Origin of the sequence: Bacillus sp. HU-1818, from assembly GCF_022695965.1 — a bacterium.
In the GTDB taxonomy this organism is placed as follows: Bacteria; Bacillota; Bacilli; order Bacillales; family Bacillaceae; genus Bacillus; species Bacillus atrophaeus.
Map to the genome: position 1 here is coordinate 873,469 of NZ_JAAPBE010000001.1, position 17,864 is coordinate 891,332.

At 45.2% G+C, this 17,864-nt stretch carries 15 protein-coding genes and 1 pseudogene; 4 read left to right on the forward strand and 12 right to left on the reverse strand.

The genetic code is table 11. The features are described from left to right. Positions 1-145: 145 nt before the first annotated feature. The 5 genes from GXP75_RS04345 to GXP75_RS04365 all read right to left on the reverse strand — a co-directional run bounded on the left by GXP75_RS04345 (position 146) and on the right by GXP75_RS04365 (position 6,198). Positions 146-1,207: an enoyl-CoA hydratase/isomerase family protein gene (locus tag GXP75_RS04345; RefSeq protein ID WP_214918118.1), complete on the reverse strand. Its 1,062-nt coding sequence runs from the start codon at positions 1,205-1,207 to the stop codon at positions 146-148. Between the two features lie 15 nt (positions 1,208-1,222). Next, on the reverse strand, positions 1,223-2,008 hold the full coding sequence (locus GXP75_RS04350) for an enoyl-CoA hydratase-related protein (RefSeq protein ID WP_242556201.1): 786 nt from the start codon (positions 2,006-2,008) through the stop codon (positions 1,223-1,225). Between the two features lie 98 nt (positions 2,009-2,106). Continuing rightward, positions 2,107-3,561 carry a CoA-acylating methylmalonate-semialdehyde dehydrogenase gene (locus GXP75_RS04355; protein WP_061571149.1) on the reverse strand — a complete coding sequence of 485 codons (1,455 nt, stop codon included), beginning with the start codon at positions 3,559-3,561 and terminating at the stop codon, positions 2,107-2,109. 21 nt (positions 3,562-3,582) lie between these two features. Beyond that, the gene (locus GXP75_RS04360; protein ID WP_061571148.1) at positions 3,583-4,467 is read right to left on the reverse strand and encodes an NAD(P)-dependent oxidoreductase; all 885 of its coding nucleotides are present in this window, start codon (positions 4,465-4,467) and stop codon (positions 3,583-3,585) included. A gap of 15 nt (positions 4,468-4,482) precedes the next feature. Beyond that, the gene (locus tag GXP75_RS04365) at positions 4,483-6,198 is read right to left on the reverse strand and encodes an acyl-CoA dehydrogenase family protein (protein WP_242556202.1); all 1,716 of its coding nucleotides are present in this window, start codon (positions 6,196-6,198) and stop codon (positions 4,483-4,485) included. An 896-nt stretch (positions 6,199-7,094) separates the two neighbouring features. Here GXP75_RS04365 and GXP75_RS04370 point away from each other — a divergent pair. Both GXP75_RS04370 and GXP75_RS04375 read left to right on the forward strand, forming a co-directional pair. Next, positions 7,095-7,196: pseudogene (locus GXP75_RS04370) on the forward strand (hypothetical protein); the annotation flags it as partial. A 70-nt stretch (positions 7,197-7,266) separates the two neighbouring features. After that, positions 7,267-7,845: a histidine phosphatase family protein gene (locus GXP75_RS04375; RefSeq protein WP_242556203.1), complete on the forward strand. Its 579-nt coding sequence runs from the start codon at positions 7,267-7,269 to the stop codon at positions 7,843-7,845. Positions 7,846-7,873: 28 nt separating this feature from the next. On the opposite strand, the gene GXP75_RS04380 is transcribed toward GXP75_RS04375, so the two are convergent. The 5 genes from GXP75_RS04380 to GXP75_RS04400 form a co-directional block, all read right to left on the reverse strand. After that, positions 7,874-8,881: a FecCD family ABC transporter permease gene (locus tag GXP75_RS04380; RefSeq protein ID WP_214918132.1), complete on the reverse strand. Its 1,008-nt coding sequence runs from the start codon at positions 8,879-8,881 to the stop codon at positions 7,874-7,876. Further along, entirely contained in the window at positions 8,878-9,918 is a 1,041-nt protein-coding gene (locus tag GXP75_RS04385) for a FecCD family ABC transporter permease (RefSeq protein WP_214918133.1), read from the reverse strand. The genes GXP75_RS04380 and GXP75_RS04385 overlap by 4 nt, the downstream gene beginning before the upstream one ends. Positions 9,919-9,994: 76 nt before the next feature. Next, positions 9,995-10,957, reverse strand: a complete 963-nt coding sequence (locus GXP75_RS04390) for an ABC transporter substrate-binding protein (protein ID WP_242556204.1) — start codon at positions 10,955-10,957, stop codon at positions 9,995-9,997. Between the two features lie 176 nt (positions 10,958-11,133). Beyond that, on the reverse strand, positions 11,134-12,126 hold the full coding sequence (locus GXP75_RS04395; RefSeq protein ID WP_242556205.1) for an acrylyl-CoA reductase family protein: 993 nt from the start codon (positions 12,124-12,126) through the stop codon (positions 11,134-11,136). A gap of 71 nt (positions 12,127-12,197) precedes the next feature. Further along, positions 12,198-12,647: a GNAT family N-acetyltransferase gene (locus GXP75_RS04400; RefSeq protein WP_214918136.1), complete on the reverse strand. Its 450-nt coding sequence runs from the start codon at positions 12,645-12,647 to the stop codon at positions 12,198-12,200. Positions 12,648-13,081: 434 nt separating this feature from the next. Here GXP75_RS04400 and GXP75_RS04405 point away from each other — a divergent pair, with 434 nt between their 5' ends. Then, positions 13,082-14,230 (forward strand): S8 family peptidase, encoded by a 1,149-nt coding sequence (locus tag GXP75_RS04405; RefSeq protein WP_214918138.1) that lies wholly within the window; start codon positions 13,082-13,084, stop codon positions 14,228-14,230. Between the two features lie 39 nt (positions 14,231-14,269). Here the strand turns inward: GXP75_RS04405 and GXP75_RS04410 are convergent, their stop codons facing one another. After that, on the reverse strand, positions 14,270-15,562 hold the full coding sequence (locus tag GXP75_RS04410; protein ID WP_242556206.1) for a M48 family metallopeptidase: 1,293 nt from the start codon (positions 15,560-15,562) through the stop codon (positions 14,270-14,272). Positions 15,563-15,767: 205 nt separating this feature from the next. Between GXP75_RS04410 and GXP75_RS04415 the strand changes: the two genes are divergently transcribed. Then, positions 15,768-16,163 carry a YhfM domain-containing protein gene (locus GXP75_RS04415; RefSeq protein ID WP_242556207.1) on the forward strand — a complete coding sequence of 132 codons (396 nt, stop codon included), beginning with the start codon at positions 15,768-15,770 and terminating at the stop codon, positions 16,161-16,163. A gap of 54 nt (positions 16,164-16,217) precedes the next feature. Here GXP75_RS04415 and GXP75_RS04420 read toward each other — a convergent pair whose 3' ends face one another. Further along, the gene (locus tag GXP75_RS04420) at positions 16,218-17,759 is read right to left on the reverse strand and encodes a fatty acid--CoA ligase family protein (protein WP_242556208.1); all 1,542 of its coding nucleotides are present in this window, start codon (positions 17,757-17,759) and stop codon (positions 16,218-16,220) included. Between the last annotated feature and the right edge of the window lie 105 nt (positions 17,760-17,864).

Genomic DNA, 17,864 nt, shown 5'->3' on the forward strand with positions numbered 1-17,864 from the left:
TCTCTTTTTGAATTTACTTTTATAACCTTAGGTGTATTATCAGATTGTTTTTCTTACCATTTTTGTCTTCCGATCATCTATTTGAACCATAATGAGAGAATGCCGTGTAAAGGGCCCGTGTATGACGATCATCCACATCTCGCTGTTAAAATTGGGCAGATTCAGAAGGTTGAAAGAACTGATTCACCGCTTCATCGCTTACATCTGAAAGGTGTAGATATTTATAGTTCGGTGATTGATCACGGTCGATAAGGACGGATCGTACACCTTCAAAGAAATCGTTATGCTTCAAAAAGTTCTTTGCCAGTACCAGATCCGTGGCAAAGCATTCTTCCAGCGTTTTATGCTTGCCGTCGATCAGTTGTTTTAGCGTGATCTTCAATGAAAATGGAGACTTGGAAAGAAGCAGTTTTTTCGCATTCACGCTAAAATCGCTTCCCTCGCTTTCGAGCGACTGAAGGATCTCTTCCAACGTATCAAATCTAAAATGATGATCGATCGCTTTTTGATAAGGAGCGAGCTTGCTCTCTTGAGGCGGCTCCGCTTTACATTCCCCGATCATCTGATCAAGCCTTTCCTCAACGTTTACAAGGTTCCAGTCCGTATGTTCCACTTTTTGGATCAATCGCTCTAAAGCGCCGCTCTCCATGTAGATGTCTGCACCGTTCATATACAGCACATCAGCGGCATGGATGACAGACGCCGTTAATCCGAGATATCGCCCCAAGTGTCCCGGAGCTTTGTTTAAAAAACAGGCTGCGCCGACGTCGGGAAAGAAACCGATATTCATTTCGGGCATCGCCCATTTCGTCCTCTCCGTCACAATCCGATGACTGGCCCCATACGTCAGGCCTACCCCTCCACCCATCACGATGCCGTCCAAGCAGGCGATGACCGGCTTCGTAAATTGATAGACTGCCATGTCGACCTCATATTCTTTTTCGAAAAATCGCTCTGCATCTTGCAAAGCCGATGTTGACGAACGAGCTTCATAGAGTGCCTTAATATCGCCGCCGGCACAAAGCCCTTTTGGACCTGCGCCTTTGATGACCACGACAGAAACACTATGATCTGTCTTCCATTCTCTTAATTTTTCACCAATCAGCCGAACCATTTCATAAGATAGTGAGTTGAGAGCTTTCGGGCGGTTCAGAACAATGGTTGCGGCTCCGTTTTGATTGACGGAAAACAAAACTTCATCGGACATCTTGATCCTCTCCTTTTATGAATGATGAAAGTCTGGTTTGCGTTTCTCAACAAATGCGTGGATTCCTTCTTTGGCATCGGACGTCAGAAACAGCTCGGCAAACCTTTTTCGTTCCCTTTCCAGCCCTTGTTCCATGCTCTCGTTGCTCCCTTGTATGATACATTCCACTGCCCGCGTGACACTGGTCATGCTTTTTCCTTCCAGAAATGACGCCGCGACAGCTCTTGCCGTCTTCAACAGTTCCTCTTTCTTCACGGCCAGCTGCGCGATCTTAAGCTCTACTGCCTCATGAGCTGAAAGTGTTCGACCCGTCAGGATGAGGTCAAGTGCTGTGGCAGTATCCGTTATATTGCGAAGCCGCTGTGTACCTCCAAACGCTGGAATCAGACCGAGCTTTAATTCTGGAAGACCTACTGTAGCCTGATCTGATACGATTCTGAAGTGGCAGCTCATCGCCAGTTCAAGACCTCCGCCAAGAGCTGGTCCGTTTATCGCAGCAATGACGGGTTTTTTTAGCGCTTCGATTTCATCACAGAGCGCCTGGCCTCCTTCGGCGAGCGCCAACCCTTGTTCCTGGTCCCCTAATTTTGAAACGAATTCTTTTATGTCCGCTCCTGCCGCAAAAAAGCGGCCCGCTCCTGTAATGATAATTGCTTTTGTATCATCATCTTGGGCCAGTTCCTGAAAAAGGGATCGCATTTCAGCGATACAGAAAGAGGATAGTGTATTTGCCGGCTGATTGTTCAATGTGACGGTCGTGATATCATTTTCCTTTTCAAGCGTTGCGTATTTGTAGCTCAACATTTATCCCTCCCGATTGAAGCTAGCTGTTCAATAGAAAGACCCCTCTAATGTTTTTGTCCTGAAATTAGAGGGATCCTATCTTAGAGATTCTCAGGTTAAAACCAGCGTTCGGTGACGACTTTTTTGCGTGTGTAAAATTGGACGCCGTCTTTTCCGTTTGTCCCAAGATCTCCATAGAAAGAGGCTTTATTCCCTGCGAAGGAGAAGTACGCCATTGGAGCCGGTACATTAACATTCACGCCGATCATGCCGGCATCAATTTTGTCGCGGAACTGCTGCACGCTTTTGCCGCTCGACGTGTAGATCACAGCACCGTTGGCAAATTTGGACTTATTGGCAAGTTCGATTCCCTCATCAATGTCTTTTACTCGTACGACACTCAATACCGGCGCGAAGATTTCGTCCTGCCATATTTTCATGTCCGGGTTCACATGATCGAAAATGGTGGCCCCTACATAGTATCCTTCCTGAATATCCGGATCGCGTCCGTCTACGGCCAATGCGGCGCCTTCTTTAATACCGCTGTCTATATAATCAAGGACGCGGTTTTTGTGGACTTCACGTATCAGCGGGCCGACAAAGTGATTCTCGGATCTGCCGTCTCCTGTTTCCAGCTTTCGTGTTTCAGAAACGAGCAATTCCATAAATTCATCGGCGATCTCATCAACAACCGCCGCCACAGAGCATGCCATACAGCGTTCCCCGCTGCTGCCGAACGCCGCTCCAATGATGCCCTGTACTGTTTTTTCAAGATGGCAATCCGCCAGGACAATCGCATGGTTTTTAGCGCCGGCAAGCGCCTGAACGCGTTTTCCGTTAGCTGTACCCGTTTGATACACATGCCTTGCCACCGGCTCTGAACCAACGAAGGAAACGGCTTTGATATCTTCATTCTCCAATATTCCGTTCACGACATCCTTTGCTCCATGTACGAGGTTGAGGACACCTTTAGGAAAACCTGATTCATAGAACAGCTCTACCAGTTTCTCTGCGAGTATAGGTGTACGTTCTGAAGCTTTTAGGACGAACGTGTTTCCGCACGCGATGGCGAGTGGAAACATCCACAGGGGAACCATCATTGGAAAGTTAAATGGCGTAATTCCGGCAACGACTCCTAAAGGATAGCGCCAGATCGATCCATCGATGCCGTTTGCTATCCCGGGCAGGGATTCTCCCATCATTAAAGTGGGTGTTGCGGTCGCAAGCTCAACGACTTCGATTCCCCGCTGCACTTCTCCGCGGGCATCCTTTAACGTTTTGCCGTTTTCCATCGTAATGATTTCTGCCAACTGTTCTTTTTGCTCTTGAAGAAGCTGCAGGTATTTGTATAAAAGTCTTGACCGGTTGGGCACAGGCACCAATGACCAAGTCTGATAAGCATGTTGGGCGGCCTGTACGGCGCGGTCTACATCCGCTCTCGTAGATAGAGGTACATAGGCGATTATTTTTCCGTTTGCAGGATTGATCACTTCTTCGACTTCGGCGCCTGTAGAATCAACCCATTCTCCATTGATGTTGTTCTTCATTTTTTTCATATTGGTTGTCAACATCTGCTTTATCACCTTTCCTTATCAAATAGTCGTCGTCTGTTCACTTATTTTTTTGTATAAGACAGACATATCCTTTTCGCCATATCCGTTCTTTTCGGCTTCTTCGTAAAGGTCAAAGAGAATTTTGCTCACCGGCAGGTCCACCTTGTTCTTTTTAGCTAAATCCAGTGCAAAGCCAAGGTCTTTGAGCAGCAACTTCAAAGAAAAGCCGGGTTCATAGTGATCATCCGCTATAAAACTTTTATAGTTGCGCTCATAAATACGGCTCTGCCCATAACTAACATTCAGCATCTCAAACAATTGATCAAGATCTAGATTGTTTATTTTTGCAAGATGCAGAGCTTCGCTAACACCGGCTGTATAAAATCCTATCAAGAGGTTGTTGATCAACTTCGTGTTCGTACCGCTGTCGATGTTCTCGTTTACGTGAAAAATATTCTCGCCCATTGCCTTAAAAACAGGCATTGCCTCATCGAAAGCGGACTTCGCACCGCCTACCATAAAGGTTAGCGTCCGATTGACCGCCCCTATTACACCGCCGCTGACAGGCGCCGCAAGAAAAGCAACACCTTTATTCCTGGCTGCCTCTTCAATTCGTTGATTCAGTTCAGGAGCGACCGTACTCGTATCGATCAGCAGGATGCCGGGTTCAGCCAGGCTTACGAGCCCCTTTTCCCCTAGAAAAACCTTCTCTGCTGCGTTTGATGAAGGAAGGCTTGTGAGGATCACATCACAGAGTTCAACCATCTTTTCAACCGATATGCCGATCGTTCCTCCTGCTTGATGAAAGGAGATCTCAGCTTCTTTGTTCAGATCCATTCCATACACAGTAAAGTCTGACAGAAGCAAGTTTTGCGACATAGGAAGACCCATGTTTCCCAATCCGATAAACCCGATTTTTTTCACAAGACGTCACTCCGTTCACACAATATATTTTTCATGATCGGCTATTCTTTCTGCGATTTCGCGTTTTTGAGTAAACAGGTTGCTGAAGAGGGGCAAAGGAAGGCTGCGAATCTCATCCAATACGAGTTTTCTTTCGGTCTCATCTGATACGATCCCCGATAAAACGGACACCGCCATCTCTTCAATTCTGCGGAAGCTTTCTTCACAAATGACGTTCGTCATCATCTCTTTCAACCGTTCTTTTTCTTTCCCGTTCTTTTGTATCGCTTTTTTCGTCCGAATGACAACGGATTCCAACACATAGATTTCTTTCTTCATGTCGGCGAGCAGCCGCGAGTATTCTTGCTCCTGCTGAATGTTAACGCCAGAGTTTGTCAGCGCTTTCAAAGTTTTGTTGAGAAGCCACTTAGACAGCTGAATGAATTGCTTGTTTCGGTTTTCTTGCTTGCTTAATTGAGTTTCAAGCCCTATGCCACCGTTTTGATCCGCTTTTTTCATCAAAAGTTTGGCGATCGTCAGACGGTTTATTTCGTTTGTACCTTCGAAAATCCGGTTGATCCGTACATCTCGGTACAATCGTTCCACTTCATACTCCTGCATGTATCCGTAGCCGCCGTGGATCTGTACCGCTTCATCTACGATCCGGTCAAGTACTTCGGAGCAGTTTACTTTATTGATCGCACATTCGGATGCATAGGTTGCTAGTTCTCTCAATCTATCGTCTAATGGATCAGCGCAATCAAAAACATTGTCCAAGCTGCCTGCCGTCCTGTAGGCGGCGCTTTCCGCTCCATAAATCGAAATCGCCATATCCGCTATCTTCTCTTGAATCATGGAAAAACTGATGATCGGCCTATTAAACTGTTTACGCTGTTTGGCGTAGTTCACGGCAAGCTTCAATGCTTGTTTCGATGTCCCAATGTTCGAAAACGCCAGCTTTAATCGCGCCATGTTTAAAATGTTCAAGGCCACGCGATGTCCTTTTCCGACTTTTCCAAGAACATTCTCTATTGGAATGCTGACCTCTTCCAAGATTAAGGTTGCTGTCGAAGATCCTTTTATCCCCATCTTCTTCTCTTCAGGCCCAACCGAAACGCCTTCGAACGACCGCTCGACGATAAATGCGGTCATGCCTTCAGTCGTTTTCGCAAAGACAACATAGACATCAGCCACTTGCGCGTTCGTAATCCACTGTTTTTCACCATTTAAAATCCAGGCTGTTCCTTCCTCGTTCAAGACGGCCGTCGTTTTTGCGTTTAAAGCGTCTGATCCTGCGCTAGGCTCTGTTAGGGCATACGCTCCGATCCATTCTCCCGCCGCGAGCTTCGGTAGGTATTTATGTTTTTGTTCTTCTGTTCCATAATAAACGTATGGCAATGTCCCTACACCCGCATGAATATTAAAGGAGACGCTGAACGATCCGCCAGCTCCCATCTTTTCGGCTACAAGCCCTGAAAGCTTCTTGTTTAGAGACAGTCCGCCATATTCTTCTGGAACTTCGATACCGAGTAAGCCGAGCGCTCCCGCTTCTTGAAACAATTTCTTTACGTTCTCGTGATCCTGCTGATCAATCGATTCAATAAGGGGCGTTACTTCATTTTTGACAAATAATTCTGTGGTTTTTAAAATAAGTTGATCTTCCTCATTAAAATCTTCCGGTGTAAATACTTCAGCAGCCGATTCATGATGAGAAATGCAGGGTTCATTCCACCTAAGTTCTTCTTTACCCATCGCTTTCCTCCTCGCTTTCACTTATGAATATGAATTGTGATAAAAAAGCGATGAATCCGATCACATCTCTTTCTTGATACGAATCATCGCCTACTTTTCTCATGGTGTGTTTTTTTGCCTTATGTTCTTCGTTAAGAATTGTTTTTTGGCATTTCTTTATCCGGATTTTTATCGTGTCATATAGCTTACTTCTCGTTTGCATCCTTTATTGCTTTTTTTGTGTTGAACCATTCGTGCTGCCCGGGAAGGATGTCATCGGATAGATGACTCACTGAAAGCCAAAGTCCTGAAATTCTTCAGCGGATTTCGAGCGCCTCAGGGAAGATCGCGACTCTCTGGCGCGTTTATGAAATACCTGCAGAGCTTTTGAAAACATTCATATTCGATAAACACCAGCTAACCACCGGGAAAATTTTCTCTTTATTCTTCAATCATTTCTTCCTTCCATTTCCCGAAAGCCCTTCAATTATTTTTTGTAAGCCCTTTCAATAATGTTCGAAAAAACTTCTTTTTTTCACTCATCTTGCAACTGCTGCTCATAATAGGAGGCAGCGTAAGTTAATTTTCACCACCAAAGTTGTTCATGATGCACGTAATCGGTATCATACTCAACTGTTCCAAACAAAGAAGTCTCTCGAACCTTCCCATCTTCGTGCTGGTAAAGACAGCTGCTGTTTCGAACCGCTCCCAAATACAGTTGCTGGACATCGGCGGGATCTAATAGAACTTCCCTTTTGAGCAGATGATTTCTGCACGTATTTAGTTTTCAAATCTATCATAACAAATATATGGAAAATCCCCAAATGTTTTTGTGGTTGATTTCATTTTACTTTTAAAGGCTTGGTTATATTCTTCACCAAATATTGCAGCCTTATGATGGCTGCAGCGGTCCCTCATTTTATGAAGTACAAAGGCGCGCGGACTGCAAATATATTGTCGCAGCAATCGGAAGCGGCGGTGGAATTGGGCTGGCTCTTTTATTTGAGGCCTTAGTTTAAATCTTTTTTCGGTTTTTTAGTATAATAAACATACCGAATCAACAACCGACACATCGAAAGGGGGATTTTTATGACAGCCGTTTGTTTAGTCAGGCATGGAGAAACAGATTGGAACGCCAAAAAAAAATTGCAAGGCAGCACTGACATTCCTTTAAACGCAGCGGGAGAGCGTCAGGCCAAAGAAACAGGAGAGTATTTAAAGGACTTTAATTGGGATATCATTGTGACAAGCCCGATGAAACGGGCGAAAAAAACAGCAGAAATCATAAATGAATATTTGCACCTTCCCATTGCACTGATGGAGGATTTCAAAGAGCGGGACTATGGCGATGCGGAAGGCATGTCACTTGAAGAGCGGAGAAAACGCTATCCAGATAAAAACTATCCGAATATGGAGACTTTAGAAGACTTAACAGCCAGGCTGATGGAGGGTTTAGTAAAGGTGAATCACGCGTACCCAAACCAAAAGGTATTGGTTGTCGCTCACGGCGTGGCGATTCACGCCCTTTTGTCTGAAATATCCGCCGGAGAAATCAACCTTGAAAACACAAGGCTTGTTAATGCATGCTTAAGCAACATTCAATATATTGAAGACAAATGGCATGTGAAGGATTACAACCTGAGCAGCCATTTATCTTCTTATATATAAAATAAAGACAGGCTTATAACGCCTGTCTTTACCTTTTTTTCCTCCGATTTGACGCTCTCCATAATTGATATAGAAAAAATGGCCCGCCCACAACAGCGACAATTAAACCGGCGGGAATTTCAATTGGCGGAATCAGCCCTCTGCCAATGGCATCGGCCGTTAATAAAATAATGGCTCCTATTAGAGCGGAGATAGGGATTAATTGTTTAGAATAAAAGCCGCCCAGCTTCCTGGCGATATGGGGCGTCATCAAGCCGATAAATCCGATGGTTCCCACTGCCGATACTGCCGCCGCGGTTAAAAAAACGGTGATGGCGAGCAAAAGAAGCCGGGTTTTTTCAAGACTGACACCCAAGCCTTTCGCGATATCATCTCCCGATTTTATCAAGTCCATCGGTCCAGCCAGAAACAAAGCGAGAGGGATCAGAATGACGACCCATATTAACAGAGAAAGGACATCGCCCCATTCCCTTCCCCATAAACTGCCGCTCAGCCAAACCAACGCACTGTTTACATTAGGGCTTATTCTGGAAATCAAAAGCTGGATGCCTGAATGGCAAAACGCGCTTACGGCACAGCCGACCAGCGCTAATCGTACAGGAGATATTCCATCGCGATACGCAAGCAAATAGACAAATACAGCCGCAGCCACACTGCCGCTAAAAGCCGCTCCTGCTAAAATAAATGAGTGTGCCCCCGGAAGCAAAATCGTGACAATTGCCGCCCCGAGTCCGGCACCGCCTGTTAGCCCCAGAGTGTCCGGCGCGGCCAAAGGATTACGCATTACCGATTGGGCAATGACGCCGCTGACCGCAAGCGCAGCGCCTGCAAGCACCGCCAAGGCGATTCTGGGCAGCCTAAATTCGAATAACGTAAACTGTATACCCGGATCTCCCACTCCGACAAAAGCCTTTATGATGTCCGCAAACGCAATCGGCGTATCGCCAATTCCCAAATTAAAAAGGATAAGCAGGACAAGCAGGATGGTAAGCAGCGTAATGATTCCCAAGGTTTTTTTAGCTGTGTTTTTTTTCATCTGTCAGTTTCCTCTTTTCTCTTCCTCGCTAAATAAATAAAGAAAGGCGATCCGATAAGAGCGGTTACCACACCGACAGGCGTTTCATAAGGAAAATACACAAATCTGGAGGAAATATCCGCAAGCAGCAAAAGAGAAGCGCCGAGCAAAGCGGACAAGGGAATAACGACCCGATAATCAGCTCCGGCCATATAACGAACCATATGCGGAACCATTAAACCGATAAACCCGATAGGTCCCGCTACTGAAACAGAAACCCCTGCCAAAGCGATGACAGTTAATCCGATCAACACTCGGCTGAACCATACCTTCTGCCCAAGAGCTTTAGAGACGTCTTCGCCAAGGCTTAATACAGATGCCGTTTTCCCCAGCAGCACCGCAACAAGCAACGCAGTCACGCTCACTGGAATCAAGAAGGCTGTTTTTTCCCAATTGCTCCCTGAAAGAGAACCCGCAAGCCAAAATAAAACGGTTTCTGTATTTTCTTCGTTAAAGATCAATAACATCTGGGTAATAGAGGCTAAAATCGCCTGAATGACGATGCCCGTCAACGCAAAGCCAATCTCTTTTTGACCTTCATTAAAAAAAGAAGAAACAGCATAAACCGCCAAAACTGACGCGCCTCCGCCCATGAAAGCTCCAATCATCGTAAAATGAAGCGGGACGGCTGCCGGAAAGACCACAAGAAGCAAGACAACCGCGACTGACGCGCCCGCATTTATGCCAAAAATCCCCGGGGACGCCAGCGCATTTCTGGTCATCGCCTGCATCAGCGCGCCCGCGGCGCCCAGATTTGCACCGATGAAAGCAGCCTCAATGGCACGCGGAATCCGAATCGACAGGATAATAGAATGAAGCTTTGACCCATTGTCATGAAATACTGCATCAATGATGTCTGGCATAGGAATATAGGAAGAACCTGCGGAAATGGATAGCGTAAAGCTGAAAAGCAGCAAAGCAATCAGAAACGCCGTAAGCAGCACATACCTTCTCCCGCTTCTGCCCGTCCCTTCTTTCTGCTGAGAAACAGAGCGCATGTTGTGTTCAGTCCTCTCTCAAAAATGAAATAAACAACATCAAATGCCCCGGCGAACCAAAGCATTTGATATTGTTTTAGGATGGAAGCATATTTTTTTCGATCTCATCTAAAATAGCATCAGCCCCGTCAACACTGCGGCGAAGTGACCACACCGCCCGATCAACGTGATAGACGTGTCCGTTTTTCACCGCAGACAGCTTCTTCCACAGAGGGTCTTTTTCGATCGGCCGTTTGCCGTCTTGATCTACATTGTCTGTTTTCCCTGTCATTAAAACAATAACATCTGGATCTGTATCCAAAAGCTGCTCAAGCGTCATCTTCATATTAACGGATTCTCCGTTGCTTGTTTTGCTGTTGTCAGATTTATTGGTCGCGTATCTGTAACCGACTTGGGCCAGCAGACGCGAAGTGAAAAAGTTTTCATCTCTTGCGGTAATTGCGTCATTGGTATTCCCGATTAAGAGAACAGACTCTCCTTGAGCTCCAAGCTTTCTTTTTACATTGCTCAGCTTTTCTTCATGCGCTGTCAGTTGTTTCTCCATCTCGCTCTCTTTTCCCACTGCTTTTGCAATTGTCAGAGAAGCATCAAGTGTATCCTGGTAATCTGCGTTTAAATTTTCCAAAGCAATCGTTGGCGCGATTTTTTTGAGCTGCTCGTACACTCCGCTGTGCCGGCTAGAATCAGCAATGATTAAATCTGGTTTTAATGAAGCGATTTTTTCCATGCTGGGCTGCGACCGGGTGCCGACTGACGTGTAGCCGTTAATTTTTTGCAGCACATCCTTGTTAATCAGCTGCTTTGCTTTATTATCATCCGCCACACCGACGGGTTTAATGCCGAGGTCTAATAATGTATCGATAAAGCCTAATTCAAGAACAACAACCCGTTTTGGGTTTTTGGCGACTTTTGTTTTTCCTAAATCATGCTTGATTGTAATCTGCTCTTCCGCACTTTTTTTATTGCCTGCTGAAGAGGAGCATGCCGCTGCGGTCACAGCGAGTATGACAACTGTAAGAATTGTCAGTATTTTCTTCATAGCTTTCAACTCTCTCCTGTTTGTTCTATTGTTTTCTTCTATAGGGCAATACCCATGAAATATTATAGCATGGACGAAACAAATAACAATGATAATCATTATCAACAATTGCTTTTATTACTTATTTAAATAGATTCAACAATAAAAAAAGGCCCCGCGCGCGAGACCTTTCTTTATTACAGTTCCACAATGACTCTTCCTTGAATTTTATTTTCCAAAATATCGTTCAGTGCGTCAGGCACTTCCTGTAACGATATCTCTTTGTCGACTATATTCAGCAGATGATCAGGCTTTAAGTCTCCAGCCATTCGCTGCCAAACTGCTTTTCTCGTTTCCATCGGACAGTAAACTGAATCGATTCCCAGCAGATTCACTCCGCGGAGAATAAACGGAAATACCGTCGCAGGAACCTCTCCTCCGCCCGTCAACCCGCTGACAGCGACAGAGCCGCCATATTGAATTTTGCTTAAAAGTGAAGCAAGCTGTTTTCCGCCGACAGGATCGACGGCTCCCTGCCATTGCTGCTTAGATAACGCCTTCAGCTTGCCGTCATAGACGTCTTCCCGGCTGATCACTTCATTTGCCCCGAGCTGTTTAAGGTAATCAGCAGCGGCTTGATTTCCGGTGCTCGCAACGACATGATATCCCCGCTGACTCAGGATGGAAATGGCAATGCCCCCTACGCCTCCGGTTGCCCCTGTGACAAGTACACTGCCCTTTTCCGGAGACAGTCCGTTTTCTTCAAGGCGGTGGACGGACAATGCGGCGGTAAAGCCCGCTGTTCCGTAAACCATCGCTTCTTTTTGGGAGAGTTGCTTAGGCAAAGAGACAAGCCAATCTCCGGGAACAGATACATACTCGCTCAATCCGCCATGACGGGAGACACCGAGTTCATAGCTTGTCGCAATGACTTCATCTCCCTCTTGAAACCGGGAATCATTTGAAGATACGACAGTACCCGCCGCATCAATCCCCAGAATGAGCGGATATTCTCTGACAACATTTCCGCCCGCTTTTCCGGCCAGCCCGTCCTTATAGTTTATTCCTGAAAAGGCGGTTTTGATCAGAACGCCGTCTGGCGGCAAATCTTCAGCCGTCATAGTTGTCACTTTTACCGACACATCGTCACCGTGTTTTTCTGCAAGCACGGCTTGAAAAGATTTGGTCATACGGCACACTCCTTTTTAGCTTCTATCGTACCGAAATGCCTTCAAAAAACCAAATCATTCAGCTTCGTTTTTTATGTCGTCTGCACCTTGCAGATGTAATGGATAAAATCGGTATCCTCTTCATAGCCGTTCTGCTCATATAAACTTCTCGCAGCATGATTGTCCGGAGCGGTTTGAAGCGACAGCGACTTCGCTCCATTTTGTGCTGCAAACTCCTTCGCAGCCGCCAAAAGCTTTTGGCCGGCTCCTTTTTTTCGGGCATGTTCGGCAACAAATAGATCATTCAATATGTAAGTTCTTTTCATCTGCACGGATGAAAAAACTGGATAGAGCTGGGCAAATCCAAGATATTCACCATTTTCCGATGCCGTAAAGATAACAGATTCTCCATTTTTTAAACGTGTTTTCAAAAACGTCTCTGCCCCGTCCAGATCCGGCGCCTGGCGATAAAACTCCCGGTACTTATTAAAAAGCGGTGTGATTCCTTTGATATCCTTCAGTTCTGCTTGATAAATGTTCATCATTTATTCTCCCTTTCTATAACATTCAGATGAACCTATTTTACATTAATCAGAATTTTTTGTACAAATTACTTTGTTATGCATACAGTGAAAGAATATCAAAATAGTATTCGTTTCTTCTTGTCATTTGACAGGCAGGTCATTTGCACTGATTTTCTTGTTCGGAAAAATAAGAGATTCAGGAGATTCTGCCTGATTTCATCAGAAATTTCTACACCATGATCATTTACTCATGCCAATTTTCATTTTTTCTTCAATATTTTTAGATCTTTCGAGTCTCTACCGAAATAACGAGAGATGATATACCTAAATAGAATTAAAACGTTCGTAAAAAAATGGGTCTACTAAAAAACGCTTCCATCTATTACAATAAATTTACAGAATAATCCCAAAGATAGGATTATTCTAAATTCGATATAAGGAGAGGGTAAAGAGTGAGAAGCAGGAAATTATGGATCGGCTTGTTGTTTGCATTCACTTTAGTCTTTACGATGGCGTTCAGCAGTATGTCCCCGGCTCAGGCTGCAGGAAAAAGCAGTGAAGAAAAGAAGTATATTGTCGGGTTTAAACAGACAATGGGGGCAATGAGCGCCGCAGCGAAAAAAGATGTCATTGCTGAAAACGGCGGAAAATTACAGAAACAGTTCAAGTATGTAGATGCGGCGACAGCGACTTTAGACAAAGAGGCTGTAAAAGAGCTGAAAAATGATCCAAGCATCGCATACGTGGAAGAAGATCACACAGCTCACGCATTGGCTCAGTCAGTACCTTATGGCATCTCCCAAATCAAAGCGCCTGCTGTACATTCCCAGGGCTACACCGGCTCTAACGTTAAAGTCGCTGTAATCGACAGCGGCATCGACTCTTCTCATCCTGATTTAAAAGTCAGCGGCGGAGCAAGCTTTGTCCCGTCTGAGCCAAACCCTTTCCAAGATGGAAATTCACACGGAACTCACGTTGCCGGAACTGTTGCAGCGCTTAATAACTCAGTTGGTGTACTTGGTGTCGCGCCAAGCGCATCCCTATATGCTGTAAAAGTTCTTTCTTCTTCAGGAAGCGGTGATTACAGCTGGATTATTAACGGAATCGAATGGGCAATTTCCAACAACATGGACGTCATTAATATGAGCCTTGGCGGACCACAAGGTTCAACAGCTTTAAAAGCAGTTGTAGATAAAGCTGTTTCTCAAGGAATCGTTGTAGTGGCGGCAGCCGGAAACAGCGGTTCATCAGGAAGCACAAGCACAGTCGGCTACCCTGCGAAATATCCTTCTGTCATTGCGGTTGGCGCAGTGGACAGCAATAACCAAAGAGCATCTTTCTCCAGCGCAGGCTCTGAGCTAGATGTCATGGCACCGGGCGTTTCAATTCAAAGCACACTTCCGGGCAGCAGATACGGTTCTTACAACGGAACATCAATGGCTTCTCCGCATGTTGCCGGAGCCGCTGCATTGGTTCTTTCTAAGCACCCTAACTGGACAAACACTCAAGTCCGCAACAGTTTAGAAAGCACTGCCACTAACCTTGGAAACTCTTTCTACTACGGAAAAGGCCTAATCAACGTTCAGGCAGCAGCGCAATAAGCAAAAAAAGAGAAGCAGGTTCATGCCTGCTTCTCTTTTTTATTGATCAGAATCCGGCTTAGATGTAGGATCCTCTTCGGTTTTCTCGTTTGTTTCCGCATGCTCAATTCGCTCCATAATAGAAGGATGGCTATTTCTGAACAGCTTGACTAAAAGCGGCGGATTGACTTGGGTGAGACCCGTTACAGCTAAATCCTGAAACGTATCGACAGCAGCTTCCCGGTCTCTAGTCAGCTCCATCCCATATTGATCAGCCGCATTTTCCTGATAGCGGGAAACCGCATTTGAAAAAGGCGTTGACGCAAATGCCAGCACGGAAATCAGCAGAAGCAGCAAAGGAAGAGCCGCTATATCCCCTTTTCCGTTGATATGAAGCCATGCACCGAAAGTACGGACAACCCGCCTGTAAAGTTTATCAATCACATACAATCCCGCAAGCGACAGCAGCAAATAGCTAGCCAGTCCGATATAAACATGCTTCATGACGTAGTGGCCCATTTCATGCCCCATAATAAACAAAATTTCAGAATCGTCCAGTTTGTTGAGCGTCGTATCCCACAGAACGATCCGTTTATTAGCCCCGATCCCTGTCACATAAGCGTTCAGCGCATTTGTTTTTTCCGACATATTGACTTCGTATACATGATCTGCCGGAATATCAGCTTCATTCGCCAAGGCTAAAATTTTGCTTTCCAACTCTTTGTTCTGCAACGGGTAAAAATCGTTATATAGAGGATCAATAACAACCGGCTGTAAAAAAAACAAAAACAGGGTAAACGGCACGGTTAAACACCATGCATAAAGCCACCATCTTTTTTCATGCTTTGAGATAAGCCAGAAAAACACACACACACAGACTGTAAACAGCGGAAAACCGATCCAAAAATCAATGATTTGGTCTTTTGCCCAGCTGGCCGCTGTTTGTGTCGAAATGTTATAGTCAAGAGCCACTTGATATCCGATCCAGTCTAATGGCAAAGTGACTGCTGCGACGATAAGAGACAGAACAAACACAAAACCGGCCACCTGCAAAAACTGAAATCGCACAGCCGTTGCCATCCACTGTTTAATTTTCTTCGAAATGCCGGTAATTAATAGAATAAAAAATAAAAACCAATCAAGCGGAATGCCGATAAAAAATAAAAAGTTCTTTATGTTTGAATATTGTTCCGCGACCGCCAGTTGAGACGGCTTCATAAACGAGGCAGGATCAGCTTCCGTTCCTCTTACAGCTTCAGGCACAGCGGCATCGCCCGTCATAAAGAGGTACCAATAAATAAAAAGGCCGTATAACACATAAACAAGGCCCGCTCCCGCAATCCATTTGCGCATCGTTGCCTCACCCCTTACATCACTAACTTTACTTCTATTGTAATCATTTTTTTAGATTCTTAGAACCAAGCCCTTTGTTTCTCCCGTGACTGCCAAATGTATGATCAACCTCACACAGCTTCAATCATTTGTCAATTTTTTCTCAATATATGGGGATGGAAAGCTTTACTGCTGGGGAAACTATGAAATGTTTGGAGTGATGTGCATGAAAAAAATAGTGGCGGTCATCGTCGTTCTCGGTCTTATGCTTGTTGCTTTTTTCTATCTGTACAGCCGATCAGGAGACGTTTTTCAATCGGTCAACGCAGATTTGATTACGTTGTCTTCGGACGAAAATAAAGATATCGAAATTGAAAGAAGACAGCATGTAAAAGATATGCTGGACATCATGAACCAGGGAAAACAAATAAAGACAGACAAACAGTCAAATCCTGACTATGAAGGAACGGTGAAGTTCCATGAAGACCGTTTTGATTCATTCAGCTTATGGTTCGATGATAATAAACAGGCTGTCTATTTACATGAAGAAACGTATTACAAATTAACCCGAAACGATACGAAGGCTTTGCAAACCATTATCAAAAAAGAGGCAAAAGATTGACCGTTACCGCAGCATGAAAAAGCGAAGCCCTTTTGGCTTCGCATTTTTTGTATGTCATTTAGGCAGGGTATCCCTCAGCGCCCTTCTCAAAATCTTCCCTGTCGCGTTTTTAGGAATTTCCTCAAGAAAGATAACCGCGGCGGGGCGTTTATATTTGGCAAGATGCTTTTCACAATGCTGCATAATCTCTTCTTCCGTTAAAGAAAGCCGTTTCGGCACAATATAGCAATTGACCGCCTCCCCGCTTTTCGCATCAGGCACGCCGATCACAACAGCTTCTTTGACATCTTCATGGCTGTACAGCACCTCTTCTACCTCTCGCGGATACACATTGTACCCGCCGACAAGAATCATGTCCTTTTTACGATCCACAATGTAAAAGTAGCCATCCTCATCACGTCTGGCCAAATCCCCAGTATACAGCCATCCGTCTTTTAACGCATGCTTCGTCTCGATCGGCATCTTGTAATAGCCCTTCATTACATTGGGGCCTTTTACGATCAGCTCCCCAACCTGATGATCCGGCAGCTCACGGCCGAGAGGATCGACGACTTTATTTTCTACGTGTAAGATGTTTGTCCCAATAGAGCCCGGCTTCCTCCCTCTGTCAAACGGATTAAAGCAGGTGACCGGAGAAGCTTCGGACAGCCCGTACCCTTCTAAAATGGCAACGGAGAATTTTTCTTCAAAAGCAGTTAATAGAGCGACCGGCATTGAAGCGCCGCCTGAGATGCATAATCTGATAGAAGCAAAATCATCGGGAGAACCTTTTTCATACTGATATAAGTAGTTATACATCGTCGGAACGCCGGCAAATATGGTCGCCTCCCGGTCTTTAACCAGCTTAAAAATAGCCGCCGGACTGAATTGAGGCTCAATCAGCACACAAGCTCCGCTCATAAGCGGGGCGTTCATACAGACGGTTAAGCAAAACACATGAAACATCGGCAACGCGGCGACAATTTTGTCTCTCTCATCCATTCCCAAATAACCGGCGACATCATTTGCGTTAGAGTATAAATTTTGATGGGTCAGCATGGCGCCTTTCGGTTTTCCCGTTGTTCCAGAGGTGTATAAAATAACAGCGGTGTCATCATGAGAGAGCTTCGGGTAGCTTCGGCTTCGATTGATAGGATTCATCATCTTTGTAAACGTTGTCATTTTTGTTTTTACCTGTGGGTCTTCCGCCTCCGGCTCTGCTGTGCTTGTTTGGCTTAAAATCACGTGTTCCACCTTAGGCAAGGCTTCATGCATGCGCTCATACACCGGCAGAAGCTGATCAATACCGACGATCGCTTTCACATCGCTGTTCGTCAGCATATAGCCGATTTCTGTCGGTGTGTATGTCGGGTTAATCGGCACTACCACAATTCCGGCTTTCAGCGCTCCAAAAAACGAGATGACAAAATCAGGTGTATTGCCGAGCAGCAGCGCAAGATGGTCCCCTTTTTCCATCCCTAAATCTTGCAACCCATTGGCAAATCTGAAAATGCTCTCTCTCAGTTCTTCATACGTAATAGACTCACCGCCAAATATACAAGCGGTTTTGTCAGGCTTCACAGCTGCTGTTTCCTCTAATTTGGAAACCAGATTCATTCTCCCACCCCTTTTGTAAAAATGAATGAATAGCCATTCATTAAACGAAATAAGCTTTCCCCCTTATTATAGAGAAACAGGAAAAAACACTCAAGAGCAAAAAGC

Bases quoted from the DNA above. Each gene is read 5' to 3' on its own strand.
- GXP75_RS04345 (WP_214918118.1), bottom strand. From the start codon at position 1,207: ATGTCCGATGAAGTTTTGTTTTCCGTCAATCAAAACGGAGCCGCAACC.
- GXP75_RS04355 (WP_061571149.1), bottom strand. From the start codon at position 3,561: ATGTTGACAACCAATATGAAAAAAATGAAGAACAACATCAATGGAGAA.
- GXP75_RS04365 (WP_242556202.1), bottom strand. From the start codon at position 6,198: ATGGGTAAAGAAGAACTTAGGTGGAATGAACCCTGCATTTCTCATCAT.
- GXP75_RS04375 (WP_242556203.1), top strand. From the start codon at position 7,267: ATGACAGCCGTTTGTTTAGTCAGGCATGGAGAAACAGATTGGAACGCC.
- GXP75_RS04380 (WP_214918132.1), bottom strand. From the start codon at position 8,881: ATGAAAAAAAACACAGCTAAAAAAACCTTGGGAATCATTACGCTGCTT.
- GXP75_RS04385 (WP_214918133.1), bottom strand. From the start codon at position 9,918: ATGCGCTCTGTTTCTCAGCAGAAAGAAGGGACGGGCAGAAGCGGGAGA.
- GXP75_RS04390 (WP_242556204.1), bottom strand. From the start codon at position 10,957: ATGAAGAAAATACTGACAATTCTTACAGTTGTCATACTCGCTGTGACC.
- GXP75_RS04395 (WP_242556205.1), bottom strand. From the start codon at position 12,126: ATGACCAAATCTTTTCAAGCCGTGCTTGCAGAAAAACACGGTGACGAT.
- GXP75_RS04400 (WP_214918136.1), bottom strand. From the start codon at position 12,647: ATGAACATTTATCAAGCAGAACTGAAGGATATCAAAGGAATCACACCG.
- GXP75_RS04410 (WP_242556206.1), bottom strand. From the start codon at position 15,562: ATGCGCAAATGGATTGCGGGAGCGGGCCTTGTTTATGTGTTATACGGC.
- GXP75_RS04415 (WP_242556207.1), top strand. From the start codon at position 15,768: ATGAAAAAAATAGTGGCGGTCATCGTCGTTCTCGGTCTTATGCTTGTT.
- GXP75_RS04420 (WP_242556208.1), bottom strand. From the start codon at position 17,759: ATGAATCTGGTTTCCAAATTAGAGGAAACAGCAGCTGTGAAGCCTGAC.